The following is a 19,089-nucleotide window of genomic DNA, read 5'->3' on the forward strand; positions in this document are numbered from 1 at the left end:
ATGACAAGTTTAGGTCTGTTAACCCTCGGTTGCGAGGCTGGCAAGCGTCAAGAAATCGCTGTAAAGCCCCCGCAGCTATTTAATATTCCGCACCAAAAAATCCTTTTGCCCGCAAGATTTCGCCGCACTTTTCACCACGTCGGCGCTGCAACTAGCTGTCGCGCCGCTCTTATCCAAACACACGAACATTTCCTTGAAAAACCGTCCGCCGCCGCTGCAGAATGGGGCGATGGCTTGCTCTTTCAGCCAGGGGTTGACGTCGGCAAAGGCGTTTTTCAAAACTTCGGCTGTGGTTCGGAAAGGTTTTTGCGGCCGCTGGTAGGCCTCCGGGATGGCGACTTTGCTTTTCAGTGCTTGCGATAATTGAAAATAACCGGCTTGGGTTAATCCGGAGCAGGTGCCGTGCTTTTCCCATTCGTGTTCGAACAGAAATTCGGACGGATAAAGCTCTGGAAACGCTTGAGCTTGACTAGGTGCGTAGGCTTCCTTGGTGCAAAAGCTTGGATAACCAACGTTGTATTGCGGCCAAAGGCCATGCAGTACCAAACCCAGTTTTTTGCCGCATTGTTCGCGGTCTTTGGGCTGTTCCTCGCAATAGGTGGGTGACCAGGATAAGGCCAGCACATACCCATCAAACTTGCCGGGCTTGCCGTTGGCGGCCAGGGCGGTCGAGAACGCTGCCAAACACAGCAGTAACCAAGCTTTCATAAATTTCTCCAAGTCTTAGAGTTTAGGGCGAGGAATTCGCCGTCTATATTTTTTAGCTCAGTATCAGAGCATAAACTGCTGCCAAATCCGCTCCACTTCCTTGCGCAGTTCTTGAAATTCGTCGCCGTGCGCGGTGGCGCTGAGGCCTTGCAGTACCTGATGATGGCCGTAATCGCGGTAGGCGCAATAGGCTTGTTTTAGCAAGGCGGCATCGGTTGGCGAGATAAAACCGTGCTGCTGTAAACCTTCCAACAGGCGGACGTTGTCCGTGTAAGTCGCTAGACTCGGCTGCTGCGCGGTTTCTGCGAGGACGCCGAACTGGACGATAAACTCAATGTCGGCGATGCCGCCCTGGCTTTGCTTTAGATCGAATATTGCCGGGTCTTTGGGGGCCAGGTTGTCGCGCATTTTTTCACGCATCTCCCGCACCTGGGTTTTCAGTTCTTCGCGATCCCGCGGTAAGGCTAAAATCCGGCCGCGGATGGCTTCGTAGCTGTGTTTCAAACTTTCGTCGCCGGCCACGAAACGGCCGCGCACCAAGGCTTGGTGTTCCCAGGTCCAGGCCTCGTTTTTTAAATACGCTTCGTAATGGTCAATATGCGTGACCAGCAAGCCGGAGTCACCGTTGGGCCGCAAGCGTAAGTCCGCTTCGTAGAGGATGCCGGACAGCATTTTGGTATCCAGAATGTGGCGGATTTTTTGGCCCAGGCGTAAATAAAACTGGCCGGAATTGATCGGTTTTTCGCCGTTGGTTTGCGCGTCGCCGTCGGCGCAGGCATATAAAAATACCAAATCCAGATCCGAGCCATAGCCCAGTTCGATACCGCCGAATTTACCGAAGGCAATGATCGCAAAGTTTTGCGGATCGGGGCCGGTGCCGGGCGGGTGGCCATGCTTGCTGACCAGCATTTGCCAGGCGCATTGCAATACCTGCTCCAGAATGGCTTCGGCGGTCCAGGTTAAATAGTCGCTGACGATCATCACCGGTATCACGCCCATGATGTCGGCGGCGGCCACCCGCAACACATTCAGATGCTTGAACTGGCGCAGCGCAATCATCAGTTGTTCGCTGTCCTGGGTATCGACGCGCGCCAGTTCGCGCTGCAAGTCCTCGCGCAAGGCCTGCTTTTGCAGCGGGTCGTACAGCGAACGGGTATCCAGCAGTTCGTCGAACAGAATCGGATACAGCGACAGATATTCGCAAATCCACGGACTGGCTGCGGCCAGCTTGATCAGCTGATTCAGCGCGTCCGGATTTTCGGCCAGCAAGGCTAGATAGACGTTGCGGCCGGCTACGGCTTCGAATAAATCCAGAATCCGCAGCAAGCTCGCATCGCTTTTTTCGCTGTTTGCCACTTGTTCTATCAATTGCGGCATCAACCGGTCCAGGACACCGGCGCCTTTGCTGGTCATGCGTTTAATCGCATGCGATTCTTTAAAATTGACGAGCGCTTTTTGGATGTTCAGCGGATCGGCAAAGCCATAGTCGGCCAGTGCTTCCAGCGCCAGTTCGTTGTCCGCGGGGTTGGCCCAGATCAAGCGCGCGCTTTGCTGTTTATTGTCCTGTTCGCTGAGCGAAAACACTTGCTCGAAAATATCCTGCACCGACTCGCGGACCTGGTCCAGTTCGGCTTTGAACGCGCTCCAATCCTCAAAGTCCAGTGAATACGCCAGAATTTGCTGTACCAGCGGGTTAGCGGGTAGGTCGTGGGTTTGTCTGTCCTGGTATTGCTGGATGTGGTTTTCCACGCGCCGTAAAAACCGGTAGGCAAATTTTAAGGTCGCCACATCCTCGACCATCATCAACCCCAACTCTTCCAGTACGCTGAGGATGGTCTGGATTTCCCGTTGCTGCAAGGCGACGTCCTGGCCGCCGCGGATCAACTGAAAGGCTTGGCCGATGAACTCTACCTCGCGGATGCCGCCGGGGCCGAGTTTGACATTGTCGGCGCGATCACGGCGTTTCAGCTCCTGGGCGATTTGGAATTTTAATGAACGTAACTCCTCGAACGCACCGTAATCCAGATAGCGGCGATAGACAAACGGTTTGATTAATGCGGCCAGGTGTTTGCCGGTATGGAAATCGCCCGCCACTTGCCGGGCTTTGATCATCGCATAGCGTTCCCATTCCCGGGCTTGGGTCAGGTAGTAATGCTCCATGCCGTCGAAATTCATGATCAACGGGCCGCTGTCGCCGAACGGGCGCAGGCGCACGTCGGTACGGAACACAAAACCGTCCACGGTAATTTCGTCGAGCATTTTCACCAAGGAACGACAGATGCGGGTGAAGAATTCGCCGTAGCTAATTTCCTTTTTCTCGGTGAGGACGCCGTCTTCGGCGTAAGCAAAAATCAGGTCGATGTCGGAAGAATAATTCAATTCCCAGGCGCCTAGTTTGCCCATCCCCAGCACCACGATGTTAAACGGCGTGCCGTCGGCCAGCGTGGGCGTACCCCAGCGCGCGCAAGCCTGCCGGTATAAAAAATCCAGCGCGGTTTGAATGCAGGCCTCGGCCAAGGCGGTTAAATCCGACAGCGTTTCGTCCAGATCGGACCAGCCGGCCAGATCGCGCCAGGCGATTCTGATCATCTCCCGGCGGCGGAATATGCGTAATTGCCTGGCTAGGGCTGGTTCACCGTCGGCATTGCCGTTTTGTTGCAGCGCGGCGGCGTAATCGGCGCGGCGTAGCGGGGCGAATAGATCGGTGGATGTCACCAGCTCCGGAATCAAATCGGGATGGCGCAGCCAGCTTTCGCTGATAAATTGGCTGCAAACACAAACTTTTAGTACCGAAGCGCAAAATACGGCGTTGTCGAAAACCTGGCGTTGCTCCGGGCTAAGCTTTTCGTCGAGCTTGGTGCAAAAGTCGGAGGCCAAAGTCCGCAGTTCATCCGGCAACAGTACCGTGTGCTGGGACAGCGAATCGAAAAGTGACATAGGCGGGATCCTGTCGGAAGAACGGAAGCAGCATGATACCTAAACTGCAGACGCTACCCTAGATGGCGGCTGAAAAAATATCCACACAGGAATCGGGTAAACTTAAACCAGGCCATGATGCGGCTGAACGCCGCATCATGCAGATTGATCGAACCGGAGCGCAACGTATGAAAACCCTGTATCTAGCCGCACTACTATTGATGTTGAGCGCTTGTAGCCAAAATAATCAGTATGCGTATTTGCAGGGTGGGCACAGCCAAACCGGCCAGCCGGCCTTACATGCGGTGCGGGACAAGCGCTTGCATGAACTGATGGACCGGATGAACAGCCTGATGCAGGAGCGGTTTATGACCGAACAGCAACTAGACGTGGAGCGCCGTAAATATTCAAGGCAAATCGGCGAAGCGGCGCGGGATTTGGCGGCTACTGTCGAGATCATGATTGCCCGTATGCCCGGTTTGCAGTTAAACGCGGCCGAACAAACCACGTTTCTGGCCCTGGCCGGCAAGCTGCGCGAAGAGATGCGCCAATTGCAGCAGCTGGCCGAGCAAAATCATATAGACGCCATTCCGGATAGCTTGCATGAAATCAATACCACCTGTACCTCTTGTCATGCGTTGTTTAGAAAGCTGGGGGGTTAGAAAATGAGCAAATTCCTACAACGATGTTTCATGTTGATGTGCTGTTGGATGGTTAATCCCGCGCAAGCGGCCGACGAAGATATTAAGGCTTTGCTGAAAGCCTTGAGTCAGCAAGTCAATCAATTACAGAGCCAGGTTGAGCGTTCCAATGCCAGGATCGAACAGCTGGAGCAGGAGTTACAGCATGTCCGCGCCGAGCAAGTTGCCGCCGGCAAGGCACCGGTCGGCACGGTGCAAGCTGCGGCGGCGTCGCCGACAGCGGTAGCGACGGGCGGCACCGGTTCCGCTTCGGTGAGCGATAAGGCCAAAGAGAAACCGGCGGTGACGGTTGGCGATGTGAAAGGCACGTTTAAAATTCCCGGCACAGACACTTCGGTGGGTTTGGGCGGGTTCGTGAAAATGGACACCTTGTTTAACAGCGTCAGCGCCGGGCGAGACAGGCTGGGCGATCAGCAGTTGGCGATGGCGCAAATCCCGGTGGGTGCGGCCGGTGAACGTGGGCAAATCACCTTTCACGGCAAAGAAAGCCGCTTGTGGTTCAAATCGTTTACCCCGACGACTGACTGGGGCGACATCAACACCTATATCGAGTTTGACTTTTACGGCGATCCGGCAACGTACACATACACGCCGCGTTTGCGCCATGCTTACGGCTCCATCGGTCATTTCCTGGCCGGACAAACCTGGACCACCTTTCTCAACGTATCCGCATTGCCGGATACGTTGGATGTGGGTGGCTCTGCTGGCGCTGTCGCGAGCCTGCGCGATCCCTTGGTGCGCTGGAGCGAGCCGTTTAATTGGCTGGATACGCCGATGGAGTGGCAAGTGGCGTTGGAGGCACCGCGCAGCCGTTTATGGGTCGATAGTGCGCTGGAGACTTCTTCCAGTAAAAGTACCAATCCCAATTTGGATGCGGGTTATTACACGACGCCCAACGCTGATCGTTATCCGGATTTGATGGCAAGGCTCAACCTGAATCCGGATTGGGGTAATGTGTCTTTGGCGGCGGTCGGCAGGCAGTTGCGCTATACCCATGGCACGACGGGTTATCGACAAGCCGAGTGGGGCGGCGGGGTTAACTTGGCCGGACGGATAAGTACCTTCGGTTTGGATAATATGCGCTTTATGGCGCATTACGGCAAAGGCGACGGGCGCTACGTGTCCACCAATAACACTTTCGCCGACGCGGCGCTGGATCAACATGGCGCTATCGAGCTGGTCAATGCCTACGGCGGGATGTTGTCTTACCAGCATTGGTGGGATAAGCAATGGCGATCTAATGTTACCTATGGTTTTGCGCAGGCGGATTACCCCAGTTACGCAAATACTGTGCTGAGCCGTCAAGTGCAGTCCGTGCATGCCAATTTGCTGTGGAGCCCGGTCAGTCAGGCCATGTTTGGCGTGGAATACACTTATGCGACGCGCGAGTTGATCGATGGTCGGGATGGCGTGTTACAGCGCGTGCAGTTTTCAGCCAAATATAGTTTTTGAATTTGGCTGCAACAAATTCCAATGGGTCGGGCGGAAGCTTTTAGGTGTGCCGCCAACGGTTATTAGCGTTTGATCTTGAACACTCGGCCCTGATAACGGACGATGATTCCGTCTTCTGCTATTTCCTTCAGTTCCAACTGGTCTTTGATAGTTTGGCCGGGCACGTATTTGACCATGTCTATCATCACGAAACGCTCCGCCGGTGTGGGTGAATAGCTAAATACATTAATCGGCAGACTCGGCAACGATAGGCGCACTTCCGGCGGCAAGTCTTGCAAGGTGGGTAAATCGTTTTGTGGCCTTGCTAGCGCGAGTGGCTCCGGTTTTTTTGCTACGGCTTGTTCACTGGGTTCTTCGATGCGTTGCGGAACAAGTTTAGATTGTCGTTCTATCTCGGCTGTCGGCTTGCTAGCCGGCGTTGCTTCGGCGATTATCGTCGGTAAGGGCTTAACCGGCTGCGCTGGCGCAACGGCCGGTTTAACCCTCTCGACCGGCTCAACCGCTTGTTTTGTGTTAGCGGCGAGTTTCTCGGCTGCCGACGTCGGATTGCGAGGCGGCTCAGTTTTGGGCGTGGGGGCAAGCTTTGCCGGTTTCGGTGGACTATCGGCCGGCAATTGTGGATTTGCTTTCGCGATCAACGGCGCCGCTTCTTCGATATTGGCCAGGGGCTGCACTTTGTCTGCGGGTGCCTGCGGCGCGATGCCCAGAAAATAGATCAGAATCGCCAAATTCAACAGGACCAGCGCCACAATGATCTTAGTCAGGCCGTGTCGTTCCGGCATTTGCTCGATAGCGATGCGGCTGGTCACCGAGTCGGGCTGCATGGCTTGGCGTTCTCGTTCAGATTTGCGCAATGCATTCAAGATGTAAGACATATCAACAAGCCTAGCGAGTGGTGATTGCCAAATGAGGCGCAGCAGAGGCACCGATTTGGTTATCCAGGTGTATCAGAGTGCGGGCGCCGGCTATGCCGTCGGGCGTCAGATGTTGCCGGCGTTGGAAAGTAGACAATTCGGCTTTCAGCGTTTCATCGAAAACTCGGGAAGCCATGTCCCCAGCAGGTTTGCCGGTGATTTTACTTAACCGTTCGCGCAGCCAGAGCACTGCTGCGGATTGCTGCGGGGGAGCGATTTCCGTGATCCCCGGATGCGGCGGCCGCCACAGCAGCAAATAATTGCCGTCCCAGAGGGTTAAAAGCTCCGCGAGTGGGATGTTGACGGTGTCCTTTAAGTGGATGATTGCCGAATCCTGGTCAACACCGGGCAACAATACATAGCGTTTGGTGCCGGTCGGGTCGGAAAAAGCCAAAATCGCCGGCCGGTTTAAGGCCAGGAGTTCTTGCCAATTGCCCTTGCCGAATAAGCAATTCAAACCCAAAGCGGCCGCCGCGCTGCAATCCGCTGTGCGGCCGGCGGGGGCGGATAGATGCCAAGTCTTTAGCGACTCGGTCACGGCTTCGGTAAAGTTGAGGCCGGCCTGATCCAGCTGATCGGCAAAACTGACCGGCTTGGCGGCGGGGATGGGCGCTGCCAGTATCGGCAGCACGGTTGGTTGGGTAACAGCCGGTTTGGCCGGTTCAACAACGGGCATCGCCGGATGCCAAAACTGCAATCCTGCCCAAGCGCCGACTGCCAAAATCGCGGCGGTTGCGCCATACCAGCGGCGTTTGGCTGTTACCGACCCCAACACTTCCTGCGCCGCTCGGCGAATAATCGCCGGGTTGATTTCCCGCGCATTAGTGGCGTAAGCGCCTAACAAGGCCCGGTCGCACAGAATGTTGATCAGCCGCGGCACGCCTTGCGAATACAGGTAAATCTTGCGGATGGACGCTGGATTGAATAGGCGATGGTTGCCCTTGCAGACCCGCAAGCGATGCCTGATATAAGCTCGTGTCTCGTCCAGCGACAATGGCAGCAAATGATAGCGGGCAGTGATGCGTTGATTGAGCTGGCGCAAGTCTTGGCGGGCCAGCAACGCATTCAGTTCCGGCTGCCCGACCAAGATGATTTGTAACAGCTTGGCTTTGCTGGTTTCCAGATTGGTCAGCAAGCGAATTTGCTCCAAAACGTCCAAGCTAAGGTTCTGGGCTTCATCGATCAACAATACCGTGCGCCGGCCTTGCGCATAAGCGGCCAGCAGGTATTGATTGATGGCGTCGATCAGCTGTTTGGCCGCGAAACCAGCATGGCTGATGCCCAATTCGTCGCAGATTGTCGCCAGTAATTCCTGTGCCGTTAATTTAGGGTTCAAAATTAAGGCAATATCCACGTTATCCGGTAATTGCTGCAGCAAACAGTGGCACAGCGTAGTCTTGCCGGTGCCTACCTCGCCAGTCAAAGCGACAAACCCACCCCCTTGATTAATGCCATACAGCAAATGCGCCAAACCTTCCTGATGTCGCTCGCTCATGAACATGAAGTGCGGGTCAGGCGAGATCGAAAATGGCAATTCGCTGAAATTGAAGTATTGCTGGTACAAGGTTCTGGGGCTTCAAGGAAATGGTCGCACGATGCTAATTGAAACTGGGGGAAATTGCACTTAAAAGTCTGTATCGAGGCAAGTCTGGGAGGGCTTTTGGTGTCGCTAACGCGACGGTTGTTTTAATGTCGGGTCTCGGCCCGACAGCCGAGTAACTTTTCTTTGTTTGGCCAAAGAAAAGTCACCAAAAGAAAAGCCACCCGGATGCCGCTTGTTTCCTGCGCTCCAGAGCTTTTGGCAGGGGTTGGCGAAAGGGGCTTCCTGCCCCTTCGCCAACGTGCGGCATCCCTGCCGCACCCCTTCGGGCTATTCCCACCAAAAGCTCCGGTGCTCGGCGCGGCATACGGGGAAACCCCGTCGCGAGCTTAAAGGGCTTTGACGGTTCTTTTGGATTTAGAGGAATAGTGGTGTAGCTCGTAGGGCGCAATAACCAACGGGCATTGCGCCGCGTGTCGATTCATCCGGCGTATTGCGCTAACGCCTATGCGCCATAAGGCCTTGGAGGACTACTTGTGCAGCCAATAGTCACGCATTAGTTCATGTGACCAGACTGGTTGATGAACTTCCTGGCGTGGCAGGAACTCAGCCATGACGGGTTTGATGTCGAGCACTGGCGTGCCATTGATGGCATCCAATTCAGCGACGAAAAGCTTCGCCCCTTCCACACGAATCACACGGCAGATCGTGCTGCCGATGCGGTTTGGCCGATTCTTACCACGTTGTGCGAAGATGCCTACGGCTGGCCACGCGCTATTGTTCCGAGGGTGGCGCGCGGCCTTGACAATTTTTGATGGCTCGACTTCATGGAAAAGAAACAGTACTTCGACATGGGAAAAATCAGAAATCCCTTGCAATGCCTCAAAAGTAAATTCCGATGTCAGCGCAATACACGCTTCCTCTCCTCCCCAAAAGTCATCTTCCGCATGAGGCCGAACGGCGTCGACAAATCCGATTGCTGTGACTTGTGAGTGCATTGAAACATTTTCCATTTTGATGCCCAACAAAGAATTAGATAGTTAACTGCACATCTAGCACGAATCCGATCTGGCTGCAATAAGTCTATGTTTTATAGAATGTATTTCCTTATGACTGTCTTCCAAGCCATCGAAAATGGCTAGCCGGGTTTCTCCTCGCGGTGAAAAATCAGTGGCGTAGCTGCGAATAGCGAAGCGTATTCGGAGGAACGAGGGGTATGCGAAACATCGTTTGGACCATTTGCGAGATAGCACACGCCCAGAGTGATTAAGGGATTGCCAACATGTGTTCGAACAGCTCGTAGGGCGCAATAACCAACGGGCATTGCGCCGTGTGTCGATTCATTCGGCGCATTACGCTAAAGCTAATGCGCCCTACGGTCTCTCGAAAGCCCACCGATAACCGGGATGGTTTTCTCCCGTATGCCGCGCCGAGCACCGGAGCTTTTGAACGGTTCAGCCCGTTAGGGGCGCCGCAGGGATGCGGCGCGTTGCCGAAGGGGCAGGAAGCCCCTTTCGGCAACCCCGTTCAAAAGCGAGGAGCGCAGGACAAATCGGCAGGATAGCCGATTTGCATGCGTTAGCACCCGAAGGGCGAAAAACAAGGACGTTTTTCGTGAAACCGACATTAAAATCAGTCGTCGCGTTAGCGACACAAAATACGAAAGCTTATTAACCGGGCTTAAAAACCAACGGGCATTGCGCCATGTGGTTTCATCCGGCGCATTACGCTATCGCTAATGCGCCCTACGGCCCTGAGCGGTTAGGCGTCATTGTGCGGTAGGCAATTCAGGAAGCCACCGACGCGAGATGTAGTCAATGGTGATTCGGCCATTCATGTATCGACTCATTCCAACGGTGCCAAGAATTGGCTCTACGGGGCGGAATGTTAACGTCGGGCAATAGGTGACGCTTGGCCTGAACGGCTTAGAACCCGAAAGGATGATCGCTCGTCGTGATGGCCTCGTTGTGCACCAATGCTGCCTTCCCCAGGCTTGGACTGAGAACTCGCGATCATGCTTCCTCGGTCTCTTGGTCAAAGCACGCCATACGCGCTCGTCATGCACACCCAGATCAAGGCGCAGGGAACCCGTGTCCAGCAGGGCCTCATTGGGTAGGTTCTTCCGAGAGTCCGCCGGCACCAAGACGTGTCCACCCTCGGCGCCCCATTTCGCATACCTGAACGAACTGGCTCGCGTTTCATTGGCAAGCAGTGGTTCTGGGCTGAAGGTCAAGCGTTGGGCGGCGAAATCAATTTCCAAGGTTCCGGTATCGAAGAAGCCATTTCCGACTGTCGCAATGGGATCTCCAAGGTGACATGACTGAATGGCTGCTCTTGTCGCCTGGCTAATCGCGACAGTGTGGCGCAGAGAACCAAGCCGAAAATCGACCGGCTCCAACGCTTCTCCGCTTTGGTCGGTGTGCAGAATGACTGCTGCATTGGCACCAGTGTCTACTTGAACACTGCACTGCTGGCCGCCTATCTCGGCTTGCACCAGAAGAGCAACGGGAGTGTTCCTTTCACCCGCGAAGTCGCCGATGGCATAGTGGACCGCGAGCGATTCGGGTGAGCATTGCGCACCTGTAGCGAAAGCGAGCAGAGGTAGAGTCAATACGGCAATGCGGATCATGGCGCCTAACAAGTAATTAGATAGTTAACTGTATATCTACTAAAAATCATATATTTCTCCGATAAGTCTTTGTTCGATATGGTGTATTGCCTTCTGTCTATCACCCCAGGCCATGTAAGATGTCGGTTGGGCTCCGCCTCGTGGGGGACAACCCCGCCACTCACCCCCCAACAACGGCGACTGCATCATTATCGCCGCCGCAATCAACACCGCCGCGCTGAGAATCGCCCGCAACGTGCGGGTATTATTCCGCTTAAGTTGTTTGCGTAGCTCCAGCATGTCTTTTTGTTGCTGCTGAAGCTGCTGCTGCATGTGCGCGGCGCTTTGCAGGGCTTGGAATACCAGGCCGGGGACTTCCGGAATCTGTTCGGTGATTTCCGGGAATTTGGCAAGCAGCTCTTTGATCTTTTTACCGGGACCGACGCGCTCTTTGAACCAGTTTTCCAGAAAGGGTTTAGCGGTTTGCCATAAATCCAGATCAGGATAGAGCTGGCGGCCTAGGCCTTCGATGTTCAGCAGGGTTTTTTGCAATAACACTAATTGCGGTTGCACCACCATGTCGAAGCGGCGGGCGGTCTGGAACAGTCTGAGCAGCAGTAAGCCGAAAGAAATGTCCTTGAGTGGCTTCTCAAAAATCGGCTCGCAGACGCTACGGATTGCTGCTTCAAATTCTTCTACCCGCGTCGTCGCCGGCACCCAGCCGGATTCGATGTGCATTTGCGCCACTTTCCGGTAGTCGTGGTTGAAGAACGCTAGGAAATTTTCGGCCAGATAACGCTGGTCGGAGCTGGACAGGCTGCCGACGATGCCAAAGTCTACCGCCAGGTATTTGTCCGGCAATTGCACGAAAATATTGCCCGGATGCATGTCAGCGTGGAAGAAATTATCCCGAAAGACTTGGGTGAAAAAGATTTCCACGCCGCGCTCGGCCAGCTTTTTGAAATCGGCATTGCCTTTGCGCAGGGCGTCGATGTCGCCGACCGGAATGCCGTAGATGCGTTCCATCACCAAGACTTTGCGGCGGGTCAGCGGCCAATGAATTTCCGGAATGTAGAGCATCTCGGAGTTCTTGAAATTGGCGCGAATGGCGCTGGCGTTGGAGGCTTCCCGCACCAGATCCAGTTCATCGAGAATGGTTTTTTCGAACTCGGCAACGATTTCCATCGCCCGCAGTCGGCGGGCATCGCTCCAGAAGCGTTCCGCCAAGCGCGCCAGTTCGTACAGCAAGCCGACGTCGGAATGAATCTTGTCTTCGATGTCCGGCCGCAAGACTTTAACGATGACTTTTTCGCCGGTGTGCAGCGTGGCGGTGTGTACTTGCGCAACCGACGCCGAGGCTAGCGGTTGCGGATCGAACTCTGCGAAGGCCTCTTCTATCGATTGCCCCAGCTGTTGCTCAATGATTTTGCGGGCAGTTTCGGCGGAAAACGGCGGCACCTTGTCTTGCAGTTTGACCAGTTCTTCGGCGATGTCTTCCGGCAGTAAATCCTTGCGGGTGGACAGGGTTTGGCCGAATTTGACGTAAATCGGCCCCAGGTCTTCCAGGGTTTTACGGATGCGGGCGCCGCGCGGTTCGCGGGAGTTGCTGGTCCAATAATTTGGCGACAAGAACGCGATGTAACGGATGGGCCGGAACAAATGAGTTTTTAAGACGATTTCGTCCAGGCCATGGAACATCATCACCCAGTTGATATGGATGAGGCGCATCAGAATTTTCGGGCGAATCACGGGGCAGGTCCTTGTTATTGAGGCGCGGATGTAGTTTGGATTGCGGCTTCCAGGCGGGCGAGGCGGGCATCAAGGCGGTCGCAGTCGCTGCGGCAAGTGTCGATGTCGCGGAAAAATAACTCGGCTTCCGATTTGGCCGGCAGCTCACGAGTTTCTTCTTGCAGGAATTCTTCCAGGTTTAAGCGAAAGGTGGTCAGGGTGTGCTGCGTCCAGTCGCGGCTGCCGCGGAACAACTGGCCCAAGCGTTGAGCAAAGGCGTCGCCGGTATAACGGGCGATTTTGCTTTCCAGATTGATGTCCAGTTTTTCGAAGAGGCGTTGCAGACGGCGGGCGACTTGGGCGTCGCCGTCGATGCGAACTTCGCCTTTAAACAGTGAGCGCATCGGTGTGGCACTCAAACCCATCAAACCCAAGGCTGATAGAGAGCCACTCAACGTGGCATCGACGGTTCCCGGATAACTTTCTAGAATTTGCATGCCTTGCGTGGTAGGGCAAAGATACAGGCTGCTGTCGAAAGACGTCACATGCAGGGCGATGACTTTGCCGGCCATGGGCGTTAGATACTGTTCGATGTGATCGTCCAGCGCTAAATAACGATTCAGTGCGGTTTCGAGCGCGGAGATTAATAAGGACTTAACGCTGCTCGACATCACTCGCCTGTGCTTGCTGTTGTTGCAGAAACTCTTGCATGTCTTCGTTATTGACTCGTTGGTATAAATCGCTGACTGTCACGGTTAAGTCTATTGATTCCAGGGTGAGGCTGTCGCCAAGGAAGTAATGTTCCGATAGCCAGTGGGTCGAGCGGCGTAAGATTTCGACGTCGACAAAATCCTGTTCGATCAGTACATATTCTTGCAAGCTCGGCAAGGCCTTATAGGCCGCCAGTTTGGTGGATTTGTCCATGCGTCGGGTGGCTTTGGATAGCACTTCGACGATAATGGTTGGCTTTTCGGTGTAGTACTCGTCGCCGTTTTCGTCGGCGCAGACTACCATCACATCGGGATAGAAAAAGTTGTTTTCGGCTTTGACTTTTATGTCAGCCATGAACGTCTCGCACGGCGTGCCTCGTAGATGTTGGGCGAAAGTCGTGAAAACATTCCCGGCTAATCTTTGATGGTTACGGCTGGCGCCAGCCATTGCGTAAACTTCGCCGTCGATCAATTCATGCTTGATGTCGCTGATCATTTCGCCGGCCAAGTATTCGGCTTCACTGATGTAATGCTGAGCTGGTTTTAGTGCCATTGGCAATTCTCCGATTTCACGACCGGCGAACGGGAGCTTAAAATTTATAGCCCCGGTGTACGGCAACGATACCTTGCGTCATGTTGAAATACTCGCAACGCTCCAGGCCGGCGTTTTCCATCATTTGCTTGAGTTCGTCCTGCTTGGGATGCATGCGGATCGATTCGGCCAGATAACGGTAGCTGTCTTCGTCCTTCGCCACCACGGCGCCGATTTTTGGCAGTAGTTTGAAGGAGTAAAAGTCGTAGACTTTCTCGGTAATCGGGTCGATGGGATGCGAAAACTCCAACACAATCACGCGGCCGCCCGGCTTTAGAACCCGATACATGGAGCGTAAGGCGGCGTCCTTGTCGGTGACGTTGCGCAGGCCAAAGCCGATGGTCACGCAATCAAAAGTGTTGTCGGCAAAAGGCAGGCATTCGGCGTTGACTTGGGCGTAGCGGATATTGCCGCTCAAACCGTGGTCGATCAGCCGGTCGCGGCCGGTGCGCAGCATGGCGGCGTTGATGTCCGCCAGTATCACCTGGCCGGATTTGCCGACGCGCTTTTCGTAGAGTTTGGTCAAATCGCCGGTACCACCTGCCAGGTCCAGCACGCTGTCGCCTTCACGAACATTCGCCAGTTGCACGGCCACTCGTTTCCAGATGCGGTGGATACCCATCGACATGAGATCGTTCATGACGTCGTACTGGCTGGCGACCGAGTCGAACACGCCGCGCACCAGCGCCACTTTTTCCTGTTTAGGAACCTGTTTGAAACCAAAATGGGTGGTATTGTCGTTTGTCATGATGTCGTTTAATTATGGATGGGCGAGCGGCGGCTGAGGCCGGCGGCTTTCAGGGTTTCAAGATACTGCGACCAAAGCAGCGGAAATTCCGAACCCAATTTATACAGTAAATCCCAGCTGTAAATGCCGGTGTCGTGGCCGTCGCTGAACACCAGTTTGATGGCGTAATTGCCCACCGGCTGGATGTCGGTAATCGTCACGTCTTCCTTGCCGATTTGCAGGGTTTCCTGGCCGGGGCCGTGGCCGACCGCTTCTGCCGATTGGGTAAACACCCGCAGGTATTCGCTGGGCAGCTCGTAAATACTCTCGTCGTCGAAATGAATTTCCAGGATGGCCGAAACCTTATGCAGCTTGATTTCGGTCGGGAAACGCTGAGTGGGGGTGATTTTGACGCGCATAATTATAAAATGTAGCGGCTAAGGTCTTCATCATCGGCCAGTTCCATCAAATGTGAATCCACGTAAGCGGCATCGATGGTAATGGATTTTTCGGCCAGGTCCGGCGCATTGAAGGAAATTTCCTCCAGCAGTTTTTCCAGAATGGTGTGCAAACGGCGGGCGCCAATATTTTCGGTCTTTTCATTGACTTGCCAGCCCAGTTCCGCAATGCGCTGAATACCGTCGGCGGTAAATTGTACGTCTACGCCTTCGGTTTTCAAGAGTGCCTGATATTGCTCGGTCAGCGAGGCGTCCGGCTCGGTCAAAATCCGCACGAAATCGTCCGCGCTCAAGGCGTTCAGCTCGACCCTGATTGGAAAGCGGCCTTGCAATTCCGGAATCAGGTCCGACGGCTTGGTCAAATGAAACGCACCGGAAGCGATAAACAGAATATGATCGGTCTTGATCATGCCGTATTTGGTGGTGACGGTGCTGCCTTCCACTAACGGCAATAAATCGCGCTGCACGCCTTCGCGGGACACTTCGCCGCCGCCCATTTCCGCGCGTTTGCAGATTTTGTCGATCTCGTCCAGAAACACGATGCCATGTTGCTCAACCGCTTCCAGCGCGGCTTGCTTGATTTCTTCTTCGTTGACCAGTTTGCCGGCTTCTTCTTCCTGCAACTGTTTCAAGGCATCTTTAATTTTTAATTTGCGGGTCTTGGTGCGGCCGCTGCCTAGGTTTTGAAACATGCCTTGCAACTGGCTGGTCATTTCTTCCATGCCCGGTGGGGCCATGATTTCCACACCCACTGCAGGTGCGGCAACGTCTACTTGAATTTCCTTATCGTTCAAATCGCCTTCGCGCAGTTTTTTGCGCATTTTCTGCCGGGTGGATTCCTCGGTTTCCGAGAGCATGCCGCCTTCGGCGCGCGGCAATAGAATATCCAGCACTTTTTCTTCGGCGGCATCGGCGGCGCGGTTTTGCACACGTTCCATCGCCGAGATGCGGGTGGTTTTCACGGCAGTATCGATCAAGTCGCGAATAATCGATTCCACGTCGCGGCCGACATAACCCACTTCGGTAAATTTGGTGGCTTCAATTTTGATGAAAGGCGCGTTAGCCAAGCGAGCCAGACGGCGGGCGATTTCAGTTTTACCGACGCCGGTGGGGCCTATCATTAGAATATTTTTCGGGGTGATTTCATCGCGCAGCTCGGCGGTAACCTGGCTGCGGCGCCAGCGGTTACGCAGGGCTATTGCGACGGAGCGTTTGGCGGCGGCTTGGCCGACGATGTGTTTGTCCAGTTCGCTGACGATTTCTCTCGGGGTCATTTGACTCATGGTTTTACTCTTGTGCCGGTTGGGGTTCGGCGTCTAATTCTTCGATGCGCAGATTGTGGTTGGTGTAAATGCAAATATCGGCGGCAATGCCTAGCGATTTCTCGACGATTTCGCGGGCGCTGAGTTCGGTATTTTCCAGTAAGGCGCGCGCGGCACTTTGCGCAAACGCGCCGCCGGAGCCGATGGCGATAAAGTCGTATTCCGGTTCGATGACGTCGCCGGTGCCGGAAATCACCAGCGAGGTTTTACTGTCGGCAATGATCAATAACGCTTCCAGCTTGCGCAGGGCGCGGTCGGTGCGCCAGTCTTTGGCCATTTCCACGGCGGCACGGGTCAGATTGCCGCGATGTTTTTCCAGCTTGCCTTCGAAATGTTCGAATAAGGTAAACGCATCGGCCGTCGCGCCGGCGAAACCGGCAATCACTTTGTCGTGGTACAGGCGTCTGACTTTACGGGCATTGCCCTTCATCACGGTGTTGCCCAGGGTGACTTGGCCATCGCCGCCGATCACGACTTTATCGCCGCGTCTGACGGAAAGAATGGTGGTGCCTCTGAAGTTCGTCATGTCTGTGAATGAGAAAGGGAAAGGCGGCGATTTTACATGTTCTCGACGGCGATAGGGTAGAAGTTTAAAACCGTAAGCCCGGTGGGTAAAAGGCGCAAAGATTGAACAAAGCAAGAAAACTGATTAAAGTTCAAAGTGCTGGTATTTTAAAGGATGCGCCGCATTGACCGGCGTTTCCAACATTACAATAACAACAAGAGGGTAGCTAGTCATGAAATTGTCAAATCGCTGGAGAGGTGCGTGCTTACTGGGTGCTATGGTGTTTTCAACGGCGGCCCTGGCTTTATCGCCGGAAGAAGAAGAGCGCTTGAAAGAGTGTAAAAGGCCCAAATTCCGGGATTTTGTGCCTGAACAAAAAGCCGAGGTCGATGCGGGCACGGAAATCTCTTTTCATATCTCCCACAATGCCGATCCATTGACCGTGACCGCCGAAGCGCGTGGCGAAAAAATGAAAGTCAATGTGGTGGATAAAAAGACCTTTTACTTTGTGACCGCGAAATTGCCGCCATTGACGCCGGGATTTGCCCGTGTGCATGTCACCGCTAAATCCGCAGAAAGCAAATTGGAGAGCGGCTGTTTGGGGCAGGATGGCTGGTTGCTGAAAATCAAAGGCGAGGAAGCTGCTAAACCGGCTGAACAGCCGGCGGCGGCTCAGTAGCGAATTTTATCTGTTTTGATCCGCCACATTTGGAAGGGGCGATTGGCCGAGTCGAGCGAGAGTTGCTGCATGACGATCCGGCGTTGCAGGGCGGGTTTGTCGATTTCGGTGTAAATAAAACCGTCGTCGAACCCGGCTTTAGCGGCGTCGAAACGGTCGCAAGCGAAGTAAACGGCTTGCAGTCTTGCCCAATAGATGGCGCCCAAGCACATCGGGCAAGGCTCGCAACTCGTGTAGAGCGTGCAATCGGTTAATTGAAAATCGCCTAGTTTTTGACAAGCCAGCCGAATGGCGACGATTTCGGCGTGAGCGGTCGGGTCCAGATCCGGCGTCACCCGATTCCCGCTGGCGGCAATAATTTCGCCGTCTCTAACGACAATCGCGCCGAACGGCCCGCCACCTTGGTCGATGTTATCGCAGGCTAGTGCGATGGCTTGGTTTAGAAAGCCTTCGTGCATTACAAATCCAGCGGATTATCAGGATTAATACCGTCCATGAACGGCAATCGGCGGTCTTCGTTGGTGATCTGATAAACCTTCCCCAGCCAGTTATTAAACACGGCTTTAGCGGAATCCCGCCAGGTGATGTCCAAGTGCTCGATGATTTGTTGCTCAGGCATGGCTTGCAGTGGGCAGTTACCAAGCTTGGCTTCTTTCACGTGTTCTGTGTACTCGGCCAGTAGCTGTTGCACTTCGTTATCGAAATAATGCTCGGGGTAGGGTGGGTAGTCGTCGCGCTCGCCGTTGTAATAACGCAGTACTTCGCGCTTGTATTCTTTGAGCAGGCTAATATCGTCGTACTCCGGATGACCCTGGAAGAAGACGACGCGAAATCCGTCCGGACTGACGGCTAGATGCACACCGGCGGATTCGCTGGCCACCAGGACTTTCAGTCCGTGTGTTTCCATGTCGCGCTGAAACACTTCGTTAAAACGCGAATGCGGCACATCGAAGCGGGTGTTGATTTCCGCTACCAGGGGATGCTGCCTATCCACCACTTTGTGCGAGAAAACACCCCAACGCTTGGCCGGCAGACGGGTGCGCTCCACACCGTAACTATGCTGAATGAAGGCATGGGTGGCCAGGCAGGAGCAAAGCACCGAGGTGACGTTTTGCGTGGCCCATTCGAACACTTCGGTTAACGGCCGCCAAAAATCTTCCTCCTGCAAATGGTCGTGGGTGACATTGGCACCGCTGATAATCAAGGCATCCAGGCCGTCTTGTCTGATTTGCTCGAAGGATTCGTAATATTGCTGGATATGCGCCAGGGCTTGCGGACTTCTTTCCAGGCCCGCAATCGTAAACGGGTGCACATGAAACTGGGCGATCTGATTACAGGCGCCAACCAGCCGGAAAAACTGGCGCTCCGTGGCTTCCAGCGCCGCGTCAGGCATGATATTCAACAAGCCGATGTGCAATTCTCTAATCGATTGGTGGCTGGCGCGGTCCGGGCTGAGAATTTCTTCGCCTTCTTCGTGCAGACGTTGAAAAGTGGGTAAAGCGGTATGGGCAACTAGCGGCATTACAAGA

18 protein-coding genes are annotated in these 19,089 nt (G+C 54.4%); 3 read left to right on the forward strand and 15 right to left on the reverse strand.

What is annotated here, in order from left to right; translation table 11 throughout:
* Positions 1–75 precede the first annotated feature (75 nt).
* Together ACH5Y9_RS00365 and glnE are read right to left on the reverse strand one after the other, a co-directional pair.
* Positions 76–708: a ribonuclease T2 family protein gene (locus tag ACH5Y9_RS00365; RefSeq protein ID WP_051670306.1), complete on the reverse strand. Its 633-nt coding sequence runs from the start codon at positions 706–708 to the stop codon at positions 76–78.
* A gap of 63 nt (positions 709–771) precedes the next feature.
* Positions 772–3,645 carry a bifunctional [glutamate--ammonia ligase]-adenylyl-L-tyrosine phosphorylase/[glutamate--ammonia-ligase] adenylyltransferase gene (glnE, locus tag ACH5Y9_RS00370; protein WP_445368064.1) on the reverse strand — a complete coding sequence of 958 codons (2,874 nt, stop codon included), beginning with the start codon at positions 3,643–3,645 and terminating at the stop codon, positions 772–774.
* A gap of 62 nt (positions 3,646–3,707) precedes the next feature.
* Here glnE and ACH5Y9_RS00375 point away from each other — a divergent pair, with 62 nt between their 5' ends.
* Positions 3,708–4,286 carry a cytochrome c gene (locus tag ACH5Y9_RS00375; protein WP_445368065.1) on the forward strand — a complete coding sequence of 193 codons (579 nt, stop codon included), beginning with the start codon at positions 3,708–3,710 and terminating at the stop codon, positions 4,284–4,286.
* A 3-nt stretch (positions 4,287–4,289) separates the two neighbouring features.
* Positions 4,290–5,777, forward strand: coding sequence for a DcaP family trimeric outer membrane transporter (locus ACH5Y9_RS00380; RefSeq protein WP_445368066.1), 1,488 nt, complete (start codon positions 4,290–4,292; stop codon positions 5,775–5,777).
* A 62-nt stretch (positions 5,778–5,839) separates the two neighbouring features.
* On the opposite strand, the gene ACH5Y9_RS00385 is transcribed toward ACH5Y9_RS00380, so the two are convergent.
* The 11 genes from ACH5Y9_RS00385 to hslV all read right to left on the reverse strand — a co-directional run bounded on the left by ACH5Y9_RS00385 (position 5,840) and on the right by hslV (position 16,902).
* On the reverse strand, positions 5,840–6,652 hold the full coding sequence (locus ACH5Y9_RS00385; protein WP_445368067.1) for a general secretion pathway protein GspB: 813 nt from the start codon (positions 6,650–6,652) through the stop codon (positions 5,840–5,842).
* Positions 6,653–6,662: 10 nt separating this feature from the next.
* Complete coding sequence (locus ACH5Y9_RS00390; RefSeq protein ID WP_445368068.1) at positions 6,663–8,186, reverse strand: AAA family ATPase; 1,524 nt, start codon at positions 8,184–8,186, stop codon at positions 6,663–6,665.
* Positions 8,187–8,761: 575 nt separating this feature from the next.
* Positions 8,762–9,229: an SAM-dependent methyltransferase gene (locus ACH5Y9_RS00395; protein ID WP_445368069.1), complete on the reverse strand. Its 468-nt coding sequence runs from the start codon at positions 9,227–9,229 to the stop codon at positions 8,762–8,764.
* Between the two features lie 770 nt (positions 9,230–9,999).
* Complete coding sequence (locus tag ACH5Y9_RS00400) at positions 10,000–10,860, reverse strand: hypothetical protein (protein WP_445368070.1); 861 nt, start codon at positions 10,858–10,860, stop codon at positions 10,000–10,002.
* A 39-nt stretch (positions 10,861–10,899) separates the two neighbouring features.
* Positions 10,900–12,588, reverse strand: coding sequence for a ubiquinone biosynthesis regulatory protein kinase UbiB (ubiB, locus tag ACH5Y9_RS00405; RefSeq protein WP_445368071.1), 1,689 nt, complete (start codon positions 12,586–12,588; stop codon positions 10,900–10,902).
* Positions 12,589–12,602: 14 nt separating this feature from the next.
* Positions 12,603–13,238 carry a ubiquinone biosynthesis accessory factor UbiJ gene (locus tag ACH5Y9_RS00410; RefSeq protein ID WP_445368072.1) on the reverse strand — a complete coding sequence of 212 codons (636 nt, stop codon included), beginning with the start codon at positions 13,236–13,238 and terminating at the stop codon, positions 12,603–12,605.
* A complete protein-coding gene (locus tag ACH5Y9_RS00415) occupies positions 13,222–13,830 on the reverse strand; it encodes a Uma2 family endonuclease (protein WP_205451221.1) in 609 nt (202 codons plus the stop codon). The genes ACH5Y9_RS00410 and ACH5Y9_RS00415 overlap by 17 nt, the downstream gene beginning before the upstream one ends.
* A 37-nt stretch (positions 13,831–13,867) precedes the next feature.
* A complete protein-coding gene (ubiE, locus tag ACH5Y9_RS00420; protein ID WP_033158390.1) occupies positions 13,868–14,617 on the reverse strand; it encodes a bifunctional demethylmenaquinone methyltransferase/2-methoxy-6-polyprenyl-1,4-benzoquinol methylase UbiE in 750 nt (249 codons plus the stop codon).
* Between the two features lie 8 nt (positions 14,618–14,625).
* Entirely contained in the window at positions 14,626–15,015 is a 390-nt protein-coding gene (locus tag ACH5Y9_RS00425) for a gamma-butyrobetaine hydroxylase-like domain-containing protein (RefSeq protein WP_205451220.1), read from the reverse strand.
* A 2-nt stretch (positions 15,016–15,017) separates the two neighbouring features.
* Positions 15,018–16,337, reverse strand: coding sequence for an ATP-dependent protease ATPase subunit HslU (hslU, locus tag ACH5Y9_RS00430; RefSeq protein ID WP_445368073.1), 1,320 nt, complete (start codon positions 16,335–16,337; stop codon positions 15,018–15,020).
* Between the two features lie 4 nt (positions 16,338–16,341).
* On the reverse strand, positions 16,342–16,902 hold the full coding sequence (hslV, locus tag ACH5Y9_RS00435) for an ATP-dependent protease subunit HslV (RefSeq protein ID WP_020483114.1): 561 nt from the start codon (positions 16,900–16,902) through the stop codon (positions 16,342–16,344).
* A gap of 211 nt (positions 16,903–17,113) precedes the next feature.
* Here hslV and ACH5Y9_RS00440 point away from each other — a divergent pair, with 211 nt between their 5' ends.
* On the forward strand, positions 17,114–17,560 hold the full coding sequence (locus ACH5Y9_RS00440) for a hypothetical protein (RefSeq protein ID WP_445368074.1): 447 nt from the start codon (positions 17,114–17,116) through the stop codon (positions 17,558–17,560).
* On the opposite strand, the gene ACH5Y9_RS00445 is transcribed toward ACH5Y9_RS00440, so the two are convergent.
* Positions 17,554–18,018: a nucleoside deaminase gene (locus ACH5Y9_RS00445; RefSeq protein WP_033158393.1), complete on the reverse strand. Its 465-nt coding sequence runs from the start codon at positions 18,016–18,018 to the stop codon at positions 17,554–17,556. The genes ACH5Y9_RS00440 and ACH5Y9_RS00445 overlap by 7 nt on opposite strands.
* Positions 18,018–19,082 (reverse strand): homoserine O-succinyltransferase MetA, encoded by a 1,065-nt coding sequence (gene metA, locus ACH5Y9_RS00450; RefSeq protein ID WP_445368075.1) that lies wholly within the window; start codon positions 19,080–19,082, stop codon positions 18,018–18,020. Before metA ends, ACH5Y9_RS00445 begins: the two co-directional genes overlap by 1 nt.
* Between the last annotated feature and the right edge of the window lie 7 nt (positions 19,083–19,089).

The organism is Methylomonas sp. BW4-1 (assembly GCF_052474385.1).